Raw genomic sequence first — 19,271 nt, forward strand, 5'->3', positions numbered from 1 at the left:
TCACTTCCTCCGCTGGCTACCGCTGACGCCCAGCATCTGGGCACCGAGCACGTTGCGCATCACCTCGGGCGTCCCGCCGCCCATCACAAGGCCGCGCCCGTCGCGGAAGTAGCGCTCCACCGGCCAGCGACGCGAGTAGCCGCGAGCGCCGTGGACACCGATGGCCGCGTTGGTGACCCGCTGCACCATCTCGCTGCTGTGGAGCTTGGCCATGAGGGTCTCCGTCTGGTCCGGGAAGCCCCCGTCCCCACTGCGAGCAGCCCGCCACACCAGCATGCGCGAGACGTGCACGTCCAACGCCATGTCGGCGATCTTCCACTGGAGTCCCTGGAACTCCGCGAGCGGGCGGCCGAACTGGCGACGGGCGTTGAGGTGGCCGATGCTCGCGTCCAGGGCGGCCTGGCCGAGACCCGTGCACATGGCGGCGTTGCCGCACCGCTCGGGGTTGAACTGGTTGACGAGGATGCCGGTGCCCTTCTTGGAGTGCTCCTCGGGCATGACCAGGACGTTCTCCGGGCCGATGCGCACGTTGTCGAAGTGCACCAGGCACTCCGCGACGCCCCGGATCCCCATCTTCGGGTCAATGTGAAACTCGCCCATCCCGTCGGGCCGCTCGGTGAGTACCACAGCACCGATGCCGTAGGGGCCGGAAGTGCCGGCCAAGCGAGCGAACACGATGATGGTGTCGGCGACGTGACCACCGGTGATCCAGCACTTGGTGCCGGTCAGTCGGAACCCGTCACCGTCCGGAGTCAGGGTGGCCCGCAGGTCGGTGCCGGCGCTACCGGCGGCCGGCTCGCTCATGGCGATCGCGAAGTGGTTCGTGCCGTCGGCCACCCCGGGGAGCAACCGGTTCTTCATCTCCTCGGTACCGAGCACGTTGATCGCGCGCCACGGGCCGTTCAGGAACGGCTGTACCGCCATCGCGGTGCTCAGGCAGGCGCGCGCCAGCTCCTCGACCACGATGCATCCCTCAAGCAGGGTCTCGCCCTGGCCTCCGTACTGCTTCGGAATCGTCAGTCCGACGAGCCCGGTCTCAAGGACGGCCTCGAAGGTCTTGCGCGGGAATTCCTCGGTCTCGTCCCAGTGGCCGGCCATGGGACGGAGCTCGCGGACCGCCACCTCGCGGGCCAGTTCCCGGATCTCGCGCTGACGTGGCGTGAGCTCTGCCCACATGCCGTCGTACGTCGGCTCCGGGTCGAGCGTGGCCGGGTCCCAGACGTCGCGGACGACGTCGAACATCGGCTCCTGCCCTGGCAAACCGTCCCCCGCCGGGCGGCCGGCTGTGGGAGTCGTGGTGTCGACGCTCATGGAGGGTTGCCTTTCGGAAGGAGGGGGCGAGGACTCGGCCGGCGTCATCGGGGCGCCATCCGGATGGCTCCGTCGAGCCGGATCGTCTCGCCGTTGAGCATGGGGTTGGTGATGATGTGGGCGGCCAGGAGGGCGAAGTCCGCGGGGTCGCCCAGGCGCGCCGGATGCGGGATCGAGGCGGCCAGGCGGTCTCGGACCTGCTCCGGCACGCGGGAGAGGATCGGGGTGTCGAACAGACCCGGTGCGATCGTGTTGACGCGGACATGGTTCCGGGCCAGGTCACGGGCGGCGACGATGGTCATGCCGACCACACCGGCTTTGGAGGCGGCATACGGCAGCTGCCCGATCTGCCCCTCCCAGGCCGCGACCGAAGCGGTGAGCACGCACACACCGCGCTCGCCGTCGGGCAGGTCATCGAGGGGGACCATCGCCGCGGCCGCGTGGCGCAGCACGTTGAAGGTCCCGATCAGGTTGGTCTGGATCACGCCCTGGAACTGCTCCATGGAGCCCGGCGCGCCGTCCTTCTCGACCACCCGGACGGGCCCGCCCCGACCGGCGCAGTGCACGAGTGCGCGGAGCTCACCGAGTTCGGTCGCGGCCTTCACGGCCGCGTCGACCTGCTCGGAGTCGGTCACGTCAGCCGCAACGAACCGCACCCGTCCCTCGGCGGTCCCGCCGAGATCCTTGGCAACGAGCTCGCCGTCGCTGCCCTCCAGGTCAAGGAGGACGACGTGCGCTCCGTCGGCGACCAGCCGCTGTGCGGTCGCCCGGCCCAGGCCGGACGCCGCTCCGGTGACGAGTGCCGCTTTGCCCCGGATGTCCATTCGTTGTGCCCTTCATGTCGTCGGTGGCGTGCGCCGTCAGGCGATCCGCTCGATGACGGTCGCGTTCGCGAGGCCGCCGGCCTCGCACATGGTCTGGAGACCGCGGGTGCCGCCGGTCTGCTCCAGGTGGTTGAGGAGGGTGACGAAGATGCGGCATCCGCTCGCACCGAGCGGGTGGCCGAGCGCGATCGCGCCGCCGCGCGGGTTCAGGCGGGCGAGGTCGACTCCGAACTCCTTGGCCCAGGCGAGCGGAACGGAGGCGAATGCCTCGTTGACCTCGAAGGCGTCGAAGTCGTCGAGCCCGAGGCCGGTGCGCTCCATGATCCGTCGGGTCGCCGGAATGGGGCCGGTCAGCATCATCTCCGGGTCATCGCCGACGACGGACGAGCCGGTGATCCGTGCGCGCGGGGTGAGGCCGAGCTGTTCGGCCTTCTCCTCGCTCATCAGCAGCACGGCCGCCGACCCGTCGGTGAGCTGGGAACTGTTCCCGGCGGTGACCGACCAGGTGCGGCCCGGCAGCAGGTCGGCGTAGTCCTCGGACTCGAAGACGGCCTTGAGCCCAGCGAGGCCCTCGACCGTGGTGGCCGGGCGGATGGTCTCGTCGACGGTCACCTTGGTGCCGTCGGGAAGGGTGACCGGGACGATCTCGTCGTCGAAGCCGCCGGACTCGGCGGTGGCCTGTGCCCGCTGGTGGGAGGCCGCGGAGAGCCGGTCCTGCTCCTCTCGGGTGATGCCCCAGGTCTCGGCGACCCGCTCGGCGGCGACGCCTTGCGGGACCAGGCGGAAGCGCTTGGCGACGCCGGGGCCCCAGGGGTCCTGCTCGATGCGGGCGATCCCCATCGGGACGCGGCTCATCGACTCCACCCCTGCGGCGATGACGACGTCGTGCATGCCCGTCGCGATGCCCTGAGCGGCGAACTCGATCGCCTGCTGCCCCGAGCCGCACTTGCGCTCGACGGTCGTGGACGGGACGTGGACGGGCAGGCCCGCGGAGAGCCAGGCCATCCGGCCGGGTGTCGCGGACTGCTCACCGGCCTGGCTGACGCAGCCCACGATGACGTCACCGACGATGCCCGGGTCGATGGACGTCCGCGCGATGAGGTGGGTGAGGGTCTGGGCGAGGAGTTCGACGGGGTGGAGGCCGCTCAGCGCGCCCCCCGGTTTGCCCTTGCCCATCGGGGTGCGACACCCGTCGACGATGACGACCTTACGAAGCTCGGCCATGACTCACGCCTCCTGGTGGTCGACAGCGGCCTTACGCGCCGGACGCTGGTCGAAGGAGCGTTTGAGCAGCTCGGAGGCGATGCGGGTGCGCTGGATGTTGGGGGTGCCGCCGGCGAGTGCCCAGCCGTGTGCGTCCCTGTGCATCCGCTCCAGGCCGTACTCCTCGGTGTAACCGTTCGCGCCGTGCAGCATCATCGCCATGTCGGTGACCCGCTTGGCCATCTCGTTGGCGGCGCACTTGGCGAGCGAGACGTGCAGGGTGCTCGGGTTGCCGGCGTCGAGCCCGGCCACCGCGCGGTCGCGGAGCAGGCGCGCCGACTCGACCTCCAGGAGCATGTCCGCGAGGCTGACCTGGACCGCCTGGAACTCCGCGATGGGCCGGCCGAACTGCTCGCGTTCCTGGACGTAGGCGATGGTCTTGTCCAGAGCCGCCTGCCCCAGGGCGAGGCTCATCGTGGTGTTCCCCAGTCGTTCGATGGAGAACATCGAGAAGAGGTCGCGGAAGCCGTCGGGAGGCCGGGCGACGATGTTCTCGACCGGGATCTCCACGTCGTCGAGGATCACGTCCGCGGACGGCAGGCCCCGAAAGCCCATCAGCCGCTCGCGAGCCCCGAACGAGACGCCCTTGCGGTCGGCCTCGACGATCACGGCTCCGATGCCCTTGGCACCCGGGATGTCGTTCATCCGGCAGTAGACGAGGTAGCGGTCCGCGTCTCCGCCGTTGGAGATCCAGCGCTTCAGGCCGCGCACCACGACGGTGTCGCCCCTGATCTCCGCGCGGGTGACCATGTCGGTGGCGGCCGATCCGGCGTCTGGCTCGGAGATGCCGATGGCCATCGCGTTGTCGCCACTGATCACCCCGGGCAGGAACCGCTGCTTCTGCTCTTCGGTGCCGAGTCGCGCCAGGTGCTGCGCTGGTCCGACGTTGGCCTCGAAGACCTGAAAGGCCGCCGGTGGCCATACCTTCGCCAGTTCCTCGACGACAGTCAGGGCTTCGGCGAACGTCCCTCCGGCGCCTCCGTACTTCTCGGGAAGGGCGATGCCCAACCATCCGAGGGATCCCAGGTAGCGTCGCTCGTCATGCGTGATGACAGTCCGGTCGCGGTCCCACTGTTCGACGTAGGGCGCGTAACGCTTCTCCGCGACCTGGCGGGCGATCTCGCGTAGCTCGGATACTTCGGTCGGCTGCGGCTCGAACGTTGTGGTCATGCGCTCTGCTGCTTTCCCGTCTCGGGGAGTGCGGGTCCTTTCCGACGCTCGCCGTCGAACGCGGGCAGGTCCTGCATGATGGATGGGAGGTGCGTTGCGATGGTGGCCGGGTCAGCGGCTCTGGGCGTATTCGCTGTCCGCCCAGCGCGCCACGCGGGAGCCGAGCAACCCGACCAGTCCGCTGAACAGGACACCGACGATGGAGATGGTCACGACGCCGACGTACATCCGGTCGGGAACGAAGATCTGCCAGGCGTGCCAGGTGTAGTAACCGAGTCCCTCGTGGGCGTTGACGAACTCGACGGCGATGACCAGCAGCATGGAGATGCCCGAGGCGAGCTTGAGGCTGGAGACGATCTGCGGCGTGATCGCCGGGACGATCACCCAGCGGAACCGCTGGCCGGACGACAGGCCGTAGGACCGCGCGACCTCATGGAACGCGGTGGGAATCATCATCGCGGCGGACAGCGTGGTGAAGGCGACGATGTAGAACGTGCCGAGGGCGATGAAGATCAGCTTCGGCACCTCGCCGAGCCCGAAGAGGAGCAGGAACAGCGGCAACAGCGCGAGCTTCGGAATCACATAGAGCGCGCGGATCATGGGCTCGAGCATCCAGCGCAGAACCTTCACCTGGCTCATCAGGAGGCCGATGAGTATTCCGGCTAGCGATCCGACGACGTAGCCGGTCAGCAGCCGGACGATAGTGATCTTGAGCTCGGACCAGAGCAATCCGCTCTGCATGTCCTCCCACGCCTTCGCCGCCACCGCACTCGGCTGGCTGAAGAAGCGGGCGTCGATCCAGCCCGACCGGGCCGAGATCTCCCAGGCGACGAGCATGCCGACCGGGAGCACGAGGCCGAGCACGAGCCGTAGGACGCCGTCGCGCCTCGCCTGGTGCGCCGTCGACCGCTGCTTGGAATCGGGCCGGTGCTCGACCCAGCTGTCCTCGTTCCGGGAGACGCTCCGGTCCATCTGCACGGTCATCGGACGACTTCCTCGATGGTCTCGACGTCGCCTTTGAGGTCGGCCCAGAGTTCCTCCTCAAGCCGGACGAATTCCGGGTCCTTCCTCAGCTCCGCTGACCGCGGGCGCGCGAACGGGACGTCGACGATGCGACGCATACGTCCCGGGCGGGCCGACATCAGGGCGATCCGGTCGGAGAGGAGGATCGCCTCATCGAGGTTGTGGGTGACGAAGAAGACCGTGTAGGTGTGCTCGCGGACGATGGCGAGGAGCTCCTCCTGGAGCACCTTGCGCAGCTGCGCGTCGAGCGCCGCGAAGGGCTCGTCCATCAGCAGGATCTCGGGCTCGACGACGAACGCGCGAGCCAGGGCGACGCGCTGCTTCATGCCACCGGACAGGTTGCCCGGAAGAGCCTTCTCGAACCCGGCGAGGCCGACCCGCTCGATCCACTCCTGTGAGCGGCGGCGCGCCTCAGAGCGGTCCACACCGGCGGCGTCGAGCCCCAGGCGCACGTTCGCCTCGACCGAGCGCCAGGGAAAGATCGAGTACTCCTGGAACACCGGGGCGACGAGCGGCCGGCCCCGGCGCTCGCGGTTGATCCGGACGACTCCGGCCGTGGGCTTCTGCAACCCCGCGAGCACCCGCAGCAGTGTCGACTTCCCGCAACCCGACGGCCCGGCGACCGAGAGGAACTCGCCGCGCCCGACGGTCAGGTCGACGTCGTCGAGGGCGACGACGTCCTCCCGGCCGCGACGGCGGTAGCGGTAGGACAACCCCTCGATGCGGATCTTGTCAGCGATCGGCGCAACGTCGCCCGTCGGGGGCAACCCAGAGCGCACGGCCTCAGTCATTGGGCCCCTCTCTGCATCGTCACAACCACAAGCTCGATTCGATTGAACGGAATCAAATTATCCTGGTATGAATCATCAGTGTGATCTGGGGTTATGTCAAGGGTCACAGCCCACCGAGAGGAACGACCATGCGTCTGTGCGCCAACTGGCTCCCGCTTTCCCCTGACCTGACCCGGGAGGTGGCCGCCCGGTGCGAGGCGACCGGCCTGTGGGGCATCGGGGTCGGCGACTCCCCCAACTACGGAGAGCTCTACTCCGCCTGCACCGACGCGCTCGGCGCGACGTCCTCGCTGGTCGTGAGCACCAGCGTGACCAACCCCGTGACCCGGCACTGGTCGGTGCACGCCAGCGCCGTGCGCGCTCTGGCCTCGGCCCATCCTGGCCGGTTCCGCCTGGGGTTCGGTCGAGGCGACTCGGCCGTGCACACCTTCGGCCTCCGGCCCGCGTCCCTGGCAGACCTCGAGCACTTCGGGCGCTCGGTGGCCGATTCCGCGCGGGCGGCCGGCGTCGGCCCCTTCCTGCTCGTCGCGGCCAGCGGTCCCGCGACCGCGCGCATCGCCGGGCGCGTGGCCGACGGTGTCATCGCCGGCGTCGGCGGCGACCCCGTCGCACTCCGCACGATCCGCGAGCGCGCGCACGCCGCCCGCGCCGACGACGCTCCTTTCGAGGTCTGGGCATCGGTGCGGATCGCCATCGGACGGGACGACGACGAGGTGCGCGACCTGCGACGACGCCTCATCCCGCGCGCGGTGAGCGCGTCGCACTTCGCCTTCGCGTCGACCTTCGAGGGCAAGAACGTGCCCGAGGCGTACGCCGACGTGCTGGCCGAGCGCTACGCGACCTACGATTACGGCTCGCACGGCCGCTCCGGAGCGACCTCGAACGCGACGATGTTCGCGGACCGGCCCGACATCGAGGACTACCTGCTCAACCGCTTTGCCGTCGTGGGACGCCCGGACGACTGCCGGGCCCGGCTGGAGGAGCTCTCGACGCACGTCGACGGCATCTACCTGTCACTGCTCTTCGAGGACGCCCTGACCCAGATCGACCGGATCGGTGTGATGCTCGCATAGGCAAGGGGCTCCCCCGCGTTCGGCAGCAGGTCTTGGTCGGCGAGCGCCGCAGCACCCTTGAATGACGGCGTGAAGCAGGAGAGCAGTCCCGGCGACGAGGTCCGACTCACCTTCGAGGGTTCCGTGGCCACCATCACGATCAACCGCCCAGCCGTCCGCAACGCGATGAACCGGGATGCCTGGACCGTCCTGGTCGACCACCTGGGAGCGGTCACCCGGTCGGAGGCGCGCGTGCTGGTGCTCACCGGAACGGACGGCCACTTCTGCGCCGGAGCCGACACCTCGGCGCAACGGCGCACCGACCTGCACCCCCTGGACCGCCTCAGCCACGTCACCGCTGCGCTGGTCGCCCTGCAGGAGCTGCCGCTCCCGGTCGTGGCGAAGGTCGACGGTCCCGCTGTGGGCGCCGGCTTGAGCCTCGCGCTGTCGGCCGATCTCGTCGTGGCCACGACCCGGTCCCGGTTCGGGACCGCGTTCTCGCGCCGCGGGCTTTCACTCGACACCGGGTCGTCGTGGCTGCTGCCCCGGATCGTCGGCCTGCAGACAGCCAAACGGCTCGCCTACCTGGCCGAGACGCTCGACGCGGAGAAAGCCCACCGGCTCGGCCTGGTGACCTGGCTCGTCTCACCCGACGAGGTCGACCCGTTCACCGACGACCTGGCGCTGCGCCTTGCCGCAGCCCCACCCGTCGCCGTACGGCTCGACAAGGAACTGCTCAACCACTCCCACGAGCGGTCGTTCCGGGAGGCCGTCGCGGCCGAGAACGTCGCCCAGGTGGTCAACATGGGGACCGACTCCCCGACCGCCCGGGAGGCGCTCGCCCGAGGCGAACGTCCCGCCTTCACCGGCCGCTGGCGTGGTTGACCCCGCCCCCGAGCAACCAAGGAGACACGTGATGCAGACGTCGATCTACCACGAGGAGCATGAGACCTTCCGGCAGTCGGTGCGGGCCTTCCTCGAGAAGGAGGTCGTCCCGCGCTTCCCCGACTGGGAGGCGGCCGGGTGCGTTCCGCACGAGGTCTACCAGAAGCTGGGGGACCTCGGAATGCTCGGTCTCCGCGTGCCTGTGGAGTACGGCGGTGGCGGCGAGGACAGCTTCCTCTACTCGTCGGTGTGGTCGGAGGAGTGCAGCAGGGCGGGCGTCTCGCTCGGTGGTGCGGCGACGCACATGAACCTCGTCATCCCCTACATCCTGCACCAGGGAACCGAGGAGCAGAGGAAGCGCTGGCTGCCCGACATGGTCGCGGGCCGACGGATGGGTGCCATCGCGATGACCGAGCCGGGCACCGGCTCGGACCTGGCCGGCATCCGTACGACGGCGCGGCTGGAGGGCGACCACTGGGTGCTGTCCGGCAGCAAGACCTTCATCACCGGCGGCATCAACGCCGACCTGGTGGTCGTCGTGGCGCGCACCAGCGAGCACGCCAACCGGCGGGTGGGCCTCTCCCTTCTCGTCGTCGACGCCAACAGCGAGGGTTTCAGCCGCGGCCGCAACCTGGAGAAGATCGGGCTCAAGGCCACCGACACGGCCGAGCTCTTCTTCGACGACGTCGCCGTCCCCGTCGATCACCTCCTCGGCGAAGAGGGCCAAGCCTTCCGCTACCTCGCGCACAACCTGGTGCAGGAGCGGCTCGGCATCGCCCTCGGCGCCCAGGTCTCGGCCGAGAAGGCACTGCGGATCACGGTCTCCTACGTCAAGGACCGCAAGGCGTTCGGCCAACCCGTGTCGTCCTTCCAGAACACGAAGTTCAAGCTCGCCTCCTGCCACGTCGAGGTGACCGCCGGGCGCGCCCTGCTCGACCAGGCCATGCGCGCGCACGAGGCCGGCGAGCTCACCGCCGCCGAGGCGTCCACGGTCAAGGTCTACTGCACCGAGATGCAGAACCGGGTCATCGACCGGTGCCTGCAACTGCACGGCGGGTACGGGTTCATGCGGGAGTACGAGATCGCCCGGATGTACACCGACTCGCGCATCTCCCGGATCTACGGTGGGACCAACGAGGTTCAGCGCGTCATCATCGCCAAGGCACTGGGACTGTAGAAGCGAGCGGGAGGTCGCGACCATCGAGCTGCAACAGCTCCGCTACTTCGTCGCGGTCGCCGAGGCGCAAAGCATCAGCGGCGCGGGGACGACGCTCGACGTGACCCAGTCGACCATCTCCCAGTCGGTGCACGCACTCGAGAAGGAACTCGGCGCCCTCCTGTTCCACCGGACCGGCCGTGGCATGACGCTGACCTCGGCCGGTCACGGCCTGCTCGGTCCCGCACGCAGGATCCTGCGCGAGACCCGGCAGGCCGAGGCCGCGGTCTCCGCCGAACCGCGCCGCAGCGCACCGAGGCTCGACATCGCGGCCCTGCCACCGACGCTCAACGGTCCGCTGGCCGAGGTCCTCGCGGCGTTCCTTCGATCGAACCCCGGGACGGTCGTGCACGTCCACGAGCTCGGCTCGGAGCAGGAGGCCGCCGAGGTGCTCGCCTCCGGCACGGCCGAGGTCGTCGCGACCCGCCTCCCGCTCGACATCGGACGCACCGGCGACCGGCTCGCGACGTTGCCACTCGGTACGTACGACGTCTACGTCGCCCATCCCCCGAGTCCCGGGGAGGAACCGGCCACCACCGGCCACGAGCCACCGATCGGCCTCACCGAGCTGCACGACGTACCGCTCGTCCTGATGCCGCCGCGTCCGATCCTGTCCGCCGGCATGGAGGCGATGATCGAGGAGAGCGGCCCGCACCTCGTCCGGCGGGCGGTCGTCGGTCAGCGGGAGACTCGCACCGCCTGGATGCTGGAGGGCATCGCGGCGACGCTGCTCGGTTCACGGCGGGCGGTGGAGGCGGCACGGTGCGGAGCACGCCTGGCCCCGTTGCGCGGGGTCACCGATCTCACGGTCGGTCTGGCATGGGATCCCCGGACGACGTCGCCGGTGGCGCGCCTCTTCGTGGCCTCCGCACACGCGGCGACAACGCGATCTCCAGCAGCGCCTGGGCCGCCGGCGTCAACCGCTCCGGGCGATGGGCCAGTCCAACCCGGCGGAACACCGGCGGGTCCAGGGACCTGAGCTCCACGTCCGGGAGGAGCCGCTCGGCGACGGCGCGCGACACGAAGGTGACCAGGACGTCCTGACCCACGAGCTCCCACAGCAGTTGGCGATGCGCACTGCGTATCCGCGGCTCCCCCAGCACCTCGGCCATGGTCCGCTCACTGGCCGTCCGGCCGCCGGGCACCCGCGCGAGCGCGCCCGACGGCAGGTCCGGGACCAGCGCGCGCGGCAACGGGTCCGGGAGTCCTGCGGCCAGGCCAGGGCCGGCCGCGATGACCAGTTCCTCCTGCGCCAGCTCGACGGTCTGCAGGGAAGCCTTGTGGACAGGGAGCTCGACCAGCCCGATCTCGGCTGCGCCGTCCGTGATCTCGGCCAGCACGGCCGGGACCGACCCGGGCTCGGAGACATGCACCTGCAAACCCGGGTGGGCGCCCAGCAAGTGCTTGACCCAGGGACCGAGCGGATGGATCGCCAGGGTCGAGGCCGCCGCAACGGTGAGGCGGCCGGCGTCGAGCCGCGCCACCCGGTCGACCCGGGCCCGTGCCTCCTCGACCTCGGCGAGAACGGACCGGGCCCGGACCTCGAGTTCGCGGCCGGCGTCGGTGAGCCGGAGGCCTCGCCCGACGCGCTCGAACAGGCTGACCCCGAGACGCTGCTCGAGCGTGCGCAGCGCCTGCGAGACCGACGGCTGCGCGACGTACAGTGCCTCTGCGGCACGGGTGACACCGCCGTGGTCGATGATCGCCACGAAGAACCGGAGCAGCCGCAGGTCCACGCCCACACGGTAGTACGGCTCACTCGGCCGCCCCGCGGAGGACCCATAGGTTCCAACAATCGCAGCGACCGGGATCAGGTCTTTGTCGCCGCCCGTCACCGGCCGACAGAGTGCAGCCATGAGCGTCGTGTCCAGCAGCGGCACTGGAGCAGCTCGGACTTCGACGCGCTGTCGCATCGGGACCGGGCCATGGCCGCCCGGGAGACCCTCGCCCACCTGACCCACCCGCGCCTCGCAGGCCGGGTGACCGTCCACGACTCCGCTGTCGCCATGTCCTGGCACGGCGGCGAGAGGAGCACGCCCTGATGACCACTCCGCTCTCCACCGACGGAGCCTGCTTTGGCCGGGTCGCCGTCGTGACCGGCGCCGGTCGCGGCCTCGGCGCCGAGTACGCCCGTCGCCTCGCCCGCGCGGGCGCCGCCGTCGTCGTGAACGACCTGGGCGTCGGCCTCGACGGCGAGGCCGACGGTACGACGCCCGCCGACGAGGTGGTCGCCGAGATCCGCGCAGCCGGTGGGCAGGCCGTTGCCAGCGGCCACGACGTCTCCTCCTGGAAAGAGGCCGAGCAGCTCGTCGAGTTGGCCGTCGATACCTTCGGCGACCTCGACATCCTGGTCAACAACGCCGGGGTGCTGCGCGACCGGACGATCACCCGCATGACGGAGGCCGAGTGGGACTCGGTGATCCGGGTACACCTCAAGGGCACCTTCGCCACCACCCACCACGCCGCAAACCACTGGCGCGAGCGCCACGCCAAGCACCCCGAACGCGTGGGCCGCCTGATCAACACGACCTCCGTCTCCGGCCTTTTCGGCAACGTCGGCCAGGCCAACTACTCGGCCGCCAAGGCCGGCATCGCCGCCATGACGATCGTCGCCTCCCTCGAACTGGGCCGCTACGGCGTCACCGCGAACTGCGTCTCGCCGGGTGCCGCGACCCGGATGACCGCCACGCTCGGTGGCGACCCCGACGACCCGACCCGCTCCCCCGGCTTCCCCGCCGCGGTGGTCGAGTGGCTCGCGTCGCGCCACTCCGACGGCGTGACCGGTCGGGTGTTCCTGACCTCCGGCAAGCGTCTGTCGGTGGCCGAGGGCTGGGAGCACGGCACCCCCGCCAGGCCGAGCGAGGACCTCACCGAGCTCGACGCGACGCTGCGCGACCTCCTGGCGACAGCTCGGCCCAACGCCGACATGAGGGGCTGAGCCGATGCTCGACCGCACTTCGGTCGGCGCCCGCTCGGCGCCGTACACCCGGGCGTGGACGTCGGACGACGCGCTCCTCTACGCGCTGGCGCTGGGCGCCGGCTCCGATCAGCTCGATCTCGTCACCGAGAACTCAGAGGGCGTGACCCAGCGGATGCTGCCGACGTACGCCGCCCTGCTCGCCGGCGGCACCAAACCACTGCGCGACCGGCTCGGCAGCTGGCCCGCCCACGCCACCGTCCACGGCGCGCAGCGGGTCACCCTCCCCGGCCCGCTGCCCGTCGATGGCGAGGTCGAGGTCGTCTCGACCGTGGCGCGCATCACCGACAAGGGCTCCGGGGCACTGCTGGAGATCGAGGCCACCGGCACGGACCACGCCACGGGCGCCGCGGTGTTCTCCGCCCTGACGTCGCTCTTCCTGCGCGGCCAGGGATGGGGCGAGCCGGAGCGCAGCACGGAGACCGACCCGGTGCCGGACCGCGAACCCGACCTCGTCGTCGAGACGCCGACGAACCCGAACCAGGCACTCCTCTACCGCCTGTGCGGCGACCGCAACCCCCTGCACAGCGACCCCACGTTCGCGAAACGTGCCGGATTCGAGCAGCCGATCCTGCATGGGTTGTGCACCTGGGGCATCACCGCCCGGGTCCTGCTCCAGGAGCTGGGCGCGGCCGGTCAGGCCGACCCGCTGGGCCGGGTGGCGTCGTACTCCGGGCGGTTCCGCACACCGGTCATCCCGGGCGACAGGCTCACGGTCCGCGCCTGGCAGACCGGGCAGGGCACCTGGGCGCACACGACCTCGGTCGGCGAGCGCACCGTCGTCGACCGCGGCGAGCTGGTGCTGCACCCGCAGGTGGCCGGATGAGCGGCGAGCCCAAGCCGGTCCCACGGCCGACGCCCGAGACGCGGCCCTACTGGGAAGCGACCCAGCGCCGTGAGCTGGTCCACCACCGCTGCGACGGCTGCGGTGCCGGTACGCAGCACCCGCGGGCGATCTGCGCCTGCGGTTCGACGGACCTGACCTGGACTTCCTGCACCGGGCGCGGTCGGCTGTTCTCCTACGTCGTGGTACACCGGCCCGAGCCGGCCTTCGCCGACGAGGCCCCCTTCGTGCTGGCCATCGTGGAGCTCGAGGAAGGCGTTCGGATGACCACCCGCATCGTGGACGTGCCCGCCGACCCGGCCGCTCTCCCCCTCGACATGGATGTCGAGCTCCGCTGGCTCGAGCGTGGGGACGTGAACCTTCCGGTGTTCGCACCGGCCGCACCGGAGGGAACGTGATGGACGCGATCATCATCGGCGCGGCGGAGACCGACGTGCTCGGCCGCAACCCCGACCAGTCCGTGCTGGGGCTGAACGTCGAGGGTGGCCTGCGCGCGCTCGCCGACGCCGGCCTGGAGCCGGGCCAGATCGACGGCGTCGCCGGCGCCTACTCCCCCCACGGCGTCGCCCACGCGCTCGGGATCACGCCTCGCTGGGTCGACTCCACCAATGTCGGTGGCTGCTCCTTCCTGATGCACGTGCGGCACGCCGCGGCGGCGATCGCCGCGGGGCACGCCACCCGGGTGCTGGTCACCCACGGCGAGTCCGGCCGGTCGCGAGCCGGCACCGTGCCGCGGCCCCGGGACCCACAGTCGTGGACCGGCCAGTTCGAGGAGCCGTACGGCGCCAAGCCGCCGTACACCCGTTTCACCCTCCCCGCCCTGCGCTACCTCCACGACAACGGTCTCGACGAGACCGCCCTGGCGCAGGTCGTCGTTGCACAGCGTCGCTGGTCCTCCCGGGTACCGCGGGCCGGACGGCGGGACCTGATGACCATCGACGAAGTGCTGGCGGCACCGGCCCTCGCGTGGCCGTTCACCGTCCCGATGATCTGCATGCTGACCGACGGCGGCGGCGGACTGGTCGTCACCGCGTCCGAGCACGCTACGGCGGAGCAGCTCCGGCGGTCCGTGAAGGTGCTCGGCACCGGCGAGAGCTCCGACCCCCTCCTGGTGGCCCAGGTGCCCGACCCGGTCGGCGACTCCGCGGCCCGGCGCGCTGCCGACGACGCCTTCGCGGAGGCGCGGATCGGGCGGTCCGAGATCGGCCACGTCATGGTGTACGACGCCTTCGCGCACCTGCCGCTGATCGGGCTGGAGTGTCTCGGGCTGGCACCGGTGGGCAAGGCGGCCGAGCTGGTCGCCGCCGGCGAGACCTCTCCGGGCGGCTCCCTCCCGCTCAACACCAACGGAGGCGGCCTGGCCTACACCCACACCGGGATGTACGGCATGTTCGCCATCCAGGAAGCCGTCCGCCAGCTGCGCCACGAGGCCGCAGCCCAGGTGCCCGACGTGAGCACGAGCGCCGTCCTCGGGTACGGCGGGATGTTCACGGCTTCCTCCGTCCTCATCCTCGCGCGAGACTGAAACCATTACGGGAGGGCCAAGGTGCGCAACTTCTTCGAGTACGCCGACAACGACCCGGCCCGGGTCGCCGTCGTCCACACCGACGGCCAGCAGGTCACCTATGGCGAGATGCGGGACGACGCCAACCGGATCAGCAACTTCCTCTGGGACCGCGGACTCGCTCCCGGGGACACCCTCGCCTGCCTCCTGCCGAACTCCTACCAGTTGATGGCGGTGGTCCGTGGCGCGACGCAGCTCCCGCTCTACCTCACCCCCGTCAACTGGCACCTGACGGCGTCGGAGATCGCCTACATCCTGAGCGACTCTGGTGCGAAGGTCCTCTTCACCACCGATCCGTTCGTCGAGCTCGCCGAGAGGGCCGCCATCGAGGCCGGGCTACCGGCCGAAGCAGTCGTCGTCCTCGCGATCGCGCCGGAAGGCAGCGCGTCGCGCCTGACCGGGCCGGTCGCTGCGGCGTCCGCAACGACCCCGCGCGACCGGGGGGCCGGCAACCGCATGCTCTACACCTCCGGCACGACCGGGCGTCCCAAAGGTGTACGACGCCCGCTGCGCGGGATCAGCCCGGTCGAGGCCGCCGGGGCGGCCCTGGCCCGGGCCCGTCGCTACGGCGCCGACCATGAGGACGGTGTGTTTCTCGGGCTGGCCCCGATGTACCACGCCTCGCCGCTCGCCTACGCGGACCAGGCGCTCGACGTCGGTCACCGGGTGGTGCTGCTCGAGCGGTGGAACCGCGAGCGGGCGCTCGAGGCGATCGCCGAGCACGGCGTGACGTGGCTCTACCTCGTCCCGCTGATGATGCAGGAGCTCGTCGCCCTGCCCGCGGACGAGCGCGCCGCGCTCCAGGTGGGGAGCATCCGGTCCATCGTGCACACCGCCGCGCCGTGCCCCCCGCACGTCAAGCAGGCCATGATCGACTGGCTCGGTCCGGTGCTGGTCGAGATCTACGGTGGCACCGAGGGGTCGGCCACGGTGATCACGTCGGAGGAGTGGCTCACCCACATCGGCAGCGTCGGACGCCCGCTGCCCCACGTGAGCCTGCGGATCCTGGACGAGGACCGCAACGAGGTGCCGGTCGGTCAGGTCGGCACCGTGTACTTCAAGAATGAGGAGCTCGCGTTCGTCTACCTCGGTGATCCCGAGAAGACGGCCGCGTCGCGCCTGGACGGGCACGTCACGCTCGGCGACCTCGGCCGGCTCGACGAGGACGGCTACTTGTACCTTTCGGACCGGGCGGTCGACCTGATCATCAGTGGGGGCGTGAACATCTATCCCGCGGAGATCGAGCACGCGCTGCTGGAGATCCCGGGGGTGGCCGATGCGTGCGTCGTCGGCCGGCCGGACGAGAAGTGGGGCGAGAGCGTACACGCGGTCGTGGTCCTCGACCGCTCAGGTACCCACGATGAGGTCGCGGCGTCGCTGGACGCCGAACTCCGCGCCCGCATCGCCGGCTACAAGATCCCGCGCAGTTGGACGTTCGTGGAGGCGCTTCCGCGGTCGGCGGCGGGAAAGCTACTGCGCCGCGAGGTACGGGAGAGCGTCGCGACGTCGACGCAGTGACCGGCCTGGTCACCGACGTGACCACCGTGTGGACCGCCTGGTGTCACCTCCGCGCCGGCTGGCGTGCCGGCGACCCTGGACTCGTCTTGTGGCACCAGTCACACGCCAGTAGATTCCATCCAACAAAAGCTGATTAGAATGAGCAAAACGATGATGAGGAAGGTGCCGTGCGCGCACTGGTCTGGGACGGAACAGGTCTCTACGTTGACTCGACCATCGAGGTCCGCTCGCCAGGCCCGGGCGAGGTCGCCGTCGACATCGCCATGGCCGGCCTATGCCACAGCGACATCAGCCCGATGGAGGGCCGCATCCCCCAGCCCACGCCGACGATCCTCGGTCACGAGGCCGTCGGTGTGATCGCCGCGGCAGGCCCCGGCGCCGACGTACCCGTGGGACAGCGGGTCGTGCTCACCGTCCTGCGCCGATGCGGCGAGTGCCGCCACTGTCGCGAAGGCCGACCGAACCTCTGTCCCGCTTCCGGCCTGCCCGTCGCCAGCCCGTTCTCCCGCGACGGCGACATCGTGCACCAGTTCGTCAGGCTCGGCGCCTTCGCCGAAAGGATCGTGGTGTCCCAGGAGCAGGTCATCGCGATGCCCGCAGAGATCCCCGACCCGGTCGCCGCCATGCTCGGGTGCGCCACGGTCACCGCGTTCGGTGCCGTGGAGGACCGCGCCCGGCTCCGGGCCGGTGAGTCCGTGCTCGTGACCGGTGCCGGCGGGATCGGCCTGAACACGGTTCTCGCCGCCAGGGCGGCCGGCGCAGGGCGCATCGTGGTCGTCGATCGCAACCCGGCGAAAGAGCAGATCGCCCGTACGTGCGGGGCGACCGACTTCATCATCCCGAGCGACCCGTCACAGATCGCCCCGGCCGTGCAGGCGCTGGTGCCCGGTGGCGTGGACGCCGCGTTCGAGTGCGCCGGCCACACCGGCCTTCTCGACGCCGCGATCAAGTCCCTCGCCGGGGGCGGACGGGTCGTCGTGCTCGGGCTGCCGCCGACCGGTGCGACCCTCGACCTCGGGGTACGTGACCTGTTCCACGACAAATCCCTGCTCGGCTGCCGCATGGGCTCGGTCGACCCGCACCGGAAGCTTCCCGACCTCGCCGAGCGCGTCCTCCGCGGCGAACTCGACCTGACCCCGCTCGTGTCGGCGGTGGTGCCCATGGAGGGCGCGGCGCAGCTCGTCGACGACCTCCGTAACGGCCGCATCGACCGCGGTTTCCTCCGCGTTGGGAGTGCCTCGTGACCACGACCACCCACCACCACTTGATCGCTGGCGACACGCTGAGCACCTCCACGACGTATGAGGTCACCGACCCATACACCGAGCAGGTCATCGCCGCGGTCGCCGACGGCGATCGCACCGCGGCCGATGCCGCCGTGGCCGCGGCCGCCGAGGCGCGCGAAGCCTGGGCGGCGACCCCGGTGGAGACCCGCCGCCGTGTGCTCGGCCGCGCCGGCGGGCTGCTCAAGGACCGGCGCGACGAGCTCGTCGACCTGGCCATCGCCGACACGGGCGCCCGCCGGGCCGTCGCCGAGGAGACCCAGGTCGACGCAGCGCTGGCCCGGCTCCGGCACTGGGCCACCCTGCCCGCCGACCTACTCACCGTCCCGGCGGAGCCCGTGGTGGCCGGCCTCGCGGGAACGGTCACGCGCACGCCGGTCGGCGTGGTCGGCTGCATCAGCCCTTACAACTTCCCGCTGCTCGCGATGGTCGCGAAGGTTGCGCCCGCCCTATTCGCCGGCAACACCGTGGTGATGAAGCCCGCCCCGCAGGACCCGCTGCTCGTCATCGCGCTCACCGAGGCGCTCAACGAGGCCCTGCGTGCGGAAGGCGCACCGGCGGGTGCGGTCAACCTGGTGACGGGCGCGGGCGCCGAGCCCGGTGCAGCGCTGGTCGACCACCCCGAGGTCGGTGCGATCAGCTTCACCGGCAGCACGGTGGTCGGCACCGAGATCTACCGAGCGGCGGCGCCCGGCATGAAGCGACTCCTCCTTGAACTCGGCGGCAAGGGCGCGCTCATCGTACGGGCCGACGCGGACCTCGACGCCGTCGTCGCCGGCGCGACGCGGGCGTGGACGGTCCACTCCGGGCAGATCTGCGTGACGCCCTCCCGCGTCATCGTCGACGCCTCGGTGCACGATGAGCTCGTCGGGCGGCTGCGCACCACGCTGGGCAGCCTCGTGCACGGCGACCCGCGGGACCCCGCGACGACCACCGTCCCACTGATCAGCGAGGTCCAGCGCGACCGCGTCGGTGCGCTGGTGGCCAGTGCCCGCGCCGAAGGCGGGACAGTGCACACCGCGGCGAACGTGCCGGATCACGGCTACTTCCACCCCGCCACCCTCGTGACGGGCGTCGGTCCGGAGACGACGGTCATGCAGGAGGAAGCGTTCGGTCCGGTCGTCTGCGTCACTCCGACGTCCTCGGACGACGAGGCGGTCGCCATCGCCAACTCGACGCGCTACGGACTGACCGATCAGGTCTACTCGCGCGACCTCGACGCGGCGCGCCGCCTAGCCGCTCGGCTGGCCGCCGCGCAGGTCGGCATCAACACCTGCGCCCGGCGGGGAGATCTCCCTTTCGGCGGCAACAAGGCCAGCGGCATCGGACGCAGCGGCGGCACCTACGCACTCGACTCGTACACCGAACTCCGCGCGACGGTGTATCCAACCGGCTGATGGCCACCGGTGTGTCCCGGGCGGACGCCGAGTATGTCGTCGGCTGGTATGCCGAGCCCGGTGATTCCGCCACGACCGTGGACGACACGGTGGAACGGGTGATCGGTCGTCCGGCAGCCGGTCATCGATCAGCTCACGCAGCGGACGCCCTGA

17 protein-coding genes and 1 pseudogene are annotated in these 19,271 nt (G+C 70.8%); 11 read left to right on the top strand and 7 right to left on the bottom strand.

Annotated features, from left to right (window positions below; genetic code table 11):
• The 6 genes from C4U03_RS30625 to C4U03_RS30650 all read right to left on the bottom strand — a co-directional run bounded on the left by C4U03_RS30625 (nucleotide 1) and on the right by C4U03_RS30650 (nucleotide 6,382).
• Nucleotides 1-1,242: an acyl-CoA dehydrogenase family protein gene (locus C4U03_RS30625; protein WP_200827585.1), complete on the bottom strand. Its 1,242-nt coding sequence runs from the start codon at nucleotides 1,240-1,242 to the stop codon at nucleotides 1-3.
• A gap of 113 nt (nucleotides 1,243-1,355) precedes the next feature.
• Nucleotides 1,356-2,135 carry an SDR family NAD(P)-dependent oxidoreductase gene (locus tag C4U03_RS30630; protein ID WP_103942753.1) on the bottom strand — a complete coding sequence of 260 codons (780 nt, stop codon included), beginning with the start codon at nucleotides 2,133-2,135 and terminating at the stop codon, nucleotides 1,356-1,358.
• Nucleotides 2,136-2,171: 36 nt separating this feature from the next.
• Nucleotides 2,172-3,359 (bottom strand): thiolase family protein, encoded by a 1,188-nt coding sequence (locus tag C4U03_RS30635; protein ID WP_103942756.1) that lies wholly within the window; start codon nucleotides 3,357-3,359, stop codon nucleotides 2,172-2,174.
• A 3-nt stretch (nucleotides 3,360-3,362) separates the two neighbouring features.
• Nucleotides 3,363-4,568: an acyl-CoA dehydrogenase family protein gene (locus C4U03_RS30640; RefSeq protein WP_103942758.1), complete on the bottom strand. Its 1,206-nt coding sequence runs from the start codon at nucleotides 4,566-4,568 to the stop codon at nucleotides 3,363-3,365.
• 111 nt (nucleotides 4,569-4,679) lie between these two features.
• On the bottom strand, nucleotides 4,680-5,552 hold the full coding sequence (locus C4U03_RS30645) for an ABC transporter permease (protein ID WP_103942760.1): 873 nt from the start codon (nucleotides 5,550-5,552) through the stop codon (nucleotides 4,680-4,682).
• Entirely contained in the window at nucleotides 5,549-6,382 is an 834-nt protein-coding gene (locus C4U03_RS30650; protein WP_103942762.1) for an ABC transporter ATP-binding protein, read from the bottom strand. The genes C4U03_RS30645 and C4U03_RS30650 overlap by 4 nt, the downstream gene beginning before the upstream one ends.
• A gap of 128 nt (nucleotides 6,383-6,510) precedes the next feature.
• Between C4U03_RS30650 and C4U03_RS30655 the strand changes: the two genes are divergently transcribed.
• The 4 genes from C4U03_RS30655 to C4U03_RS30670 all read left to right on the top strand — a co-directional run bounded on the left by C4U03_RS30655 (nucleotide 6,511) and on the right by C4U03_RS30670 (nucleotide 10,514).
• Nucleotides 6,511-7,455, top strand: a complete 945-nt coding sequence (locus C4U03_RS30655; RefSeq protein ID WP_103942764.1) for an LLM class flavin-dependent oxidoreductase — start codon at nucleotides 6,511-6,513, stop codon at nucleotides 7,453-7,455.
• A gap of 69 nt (nucleotides 7,456-7,524) precedes the next feature.
• Nucleotides 7,525-8,319, top strand: a complete 795-nt coding sequence (locus C4U03_RS30660; protein WP_103942766.1) for an enoyl-CoA hydratase/isomerase family protein — start codon at nucleotides 7,525-7,527, stop codon at nucleotides 8,317-8,319.
• A 31-nt stretch (nucleotides 8,320-8,350) separates the two neighbouring features.
• Complete coding sequence (locus C4U03_RS30665; protein WP_103942768.1) at nucleotides 8,351-9,496, top strand: acyl-CoA dehydrogenase family protein; 1,146 nt, start codon at nucleotides 8,351-8,353, stop codon at nucleotides 9,494-9,496.
• Nucleotides 9,444-10,514 (top strand): LysR family transcriptional regulator, encoded by a 1,071-nt coding sequence (locus tag C4U03_RS30670; protein ID WP_103942770.1) that lies wholly within the window; start codon nucleotides 9,444-9,446, stop codon nucleotides 10,512-10,514. The genes C4U03_RS30665 and C4U03_RS30670 overlap by 53 nt, the downstream gene beginning before the upstream one ends.
• Here the strand turns inward: C4U03_RS30670 and C4U03_RS42155 are convergent.
• Nucleotides 10,480-11,448: pseudogene (locus C4U03_RS42155) on the bottom strand (LysR family transcriptional regulator); the annotation flags it as partial. The gene C4U03_RS30670 and the pseudogene C4U03_RS42155 overlap by 35 nt on opposite strands.
• Nucleotides 11,449-11,576: 128 nt before the next feature.
• On the opposite strand from C4U03_RS42155, the gene C4U03_RS30680 reads away from it, so the two are divergent.
• From C4U03_RS30680 to C4U03_RS30710, 7 genes are all read left to right on the top strand, one after another.
• Nucleotides 11,577-12,473 carry an SDR family NAD(P)-dependent oxidoreductase gene (locus tag C4U03_RS30680; RefSeq protein ID WP_103942774.1) on the top strand — a complete coding sequence of 299 codons (897 nt, stop codon included), beginning with the start codon at nucleotides 11,577-11,579 and terminating at the stop codon, nucleotides 12,471-12,473.
• A 4-nt stretch (nucleotides 12,474-12,477) separates the two neighbouring features.
• The gene (locus C4U03_RS30685) at nucleotides 12,478-13,338 is read left to right on the top strand and encodes a MaoC family dehydratase (protein WP_103942776.1); all 861 of its coding nucleotides are present in this window, start codon (nucleotides 12,478-12,480) and stop codon (nucleotides 13,336-13,338) included.
• Nucleotides 13,335-13,754, top strand: coding sequence for a Zn-ribbon domain-containing OB-fold protein (locus C4U03_RS30690; protein WP_103942777.1), 420 nt, complete (start codon nucleotides 13,335-13,337; stop codon nucleotides 13,752-13,754). The genes C4U03_RS30685 and C4U03_RS30690 overlap by 4 nt, the downstream gene beginning before the upstream one ends.
• Entirely contained in the window at nucleotides 13,754-14,881 is a 1,128-nt protein-coding gene (locus C4U03_RS30695) for a thiolase C-terminal domain-containing protein (RefSeq protein WP_103942779.1), read from the top strand. The genes C4U03_RS30690 and C4U03_RS30695 overlap by 1 nt, the downstream gene beginning before the upstream one ends.
• A gap of 21 nt (nucleotides 14,882-14,902) precedes the next feature.
• Nucleotides 14,903-16,438 (top strand): AMP-binding protein, encoded by a 1,536-nt coding sequence (locus C4U03_RS30700; RefSeq protein WP_103942781.1) that lies wholly within the window; start codon nucleotides 14,903-14,905, stop codon nucleotides 16,436-16,438.
• A 167-nt stretch (nucleotides 16,439-16,605) separates the two neighbouring features.
• Nucleotides 16,606-17,682: a zinc-binding dehydrogenase gene (locus C4U03_RS30705; RefSeq protein WP_103942782.1), complete on the top strand. Its 1,077-nt coding sequence runs from the start codon at nucleotides 16,606-16,608 to the stop codon at nucleotides 17,680-17,682.
• Entirely contained in the window at nucleotides 17,679-19,118 is a 1,440-nt protein-coding gene (locus tag C4U03_RS30710) for an aldehyde dehydrogenase family protein (RefSeq protein ID WP_103942784.1), read from the top strand. Before C4U03_RS30705 ends, C4U03_RS30710 begins: the two co-directional genes overlap by 4 nt.
• Nucleotides 19,119-19,271 lie beyond the last annotated feature (153 nt).

Source organism: Thermomonospora echinospora (assembly GCF_900108175.1).
Lineage (GTDB): Bacteria > Actinomycetota > Actinomycetes > Streptosporangiales > Streptosporangiaceae > Thermomonospora > Thermomonospora echinospora.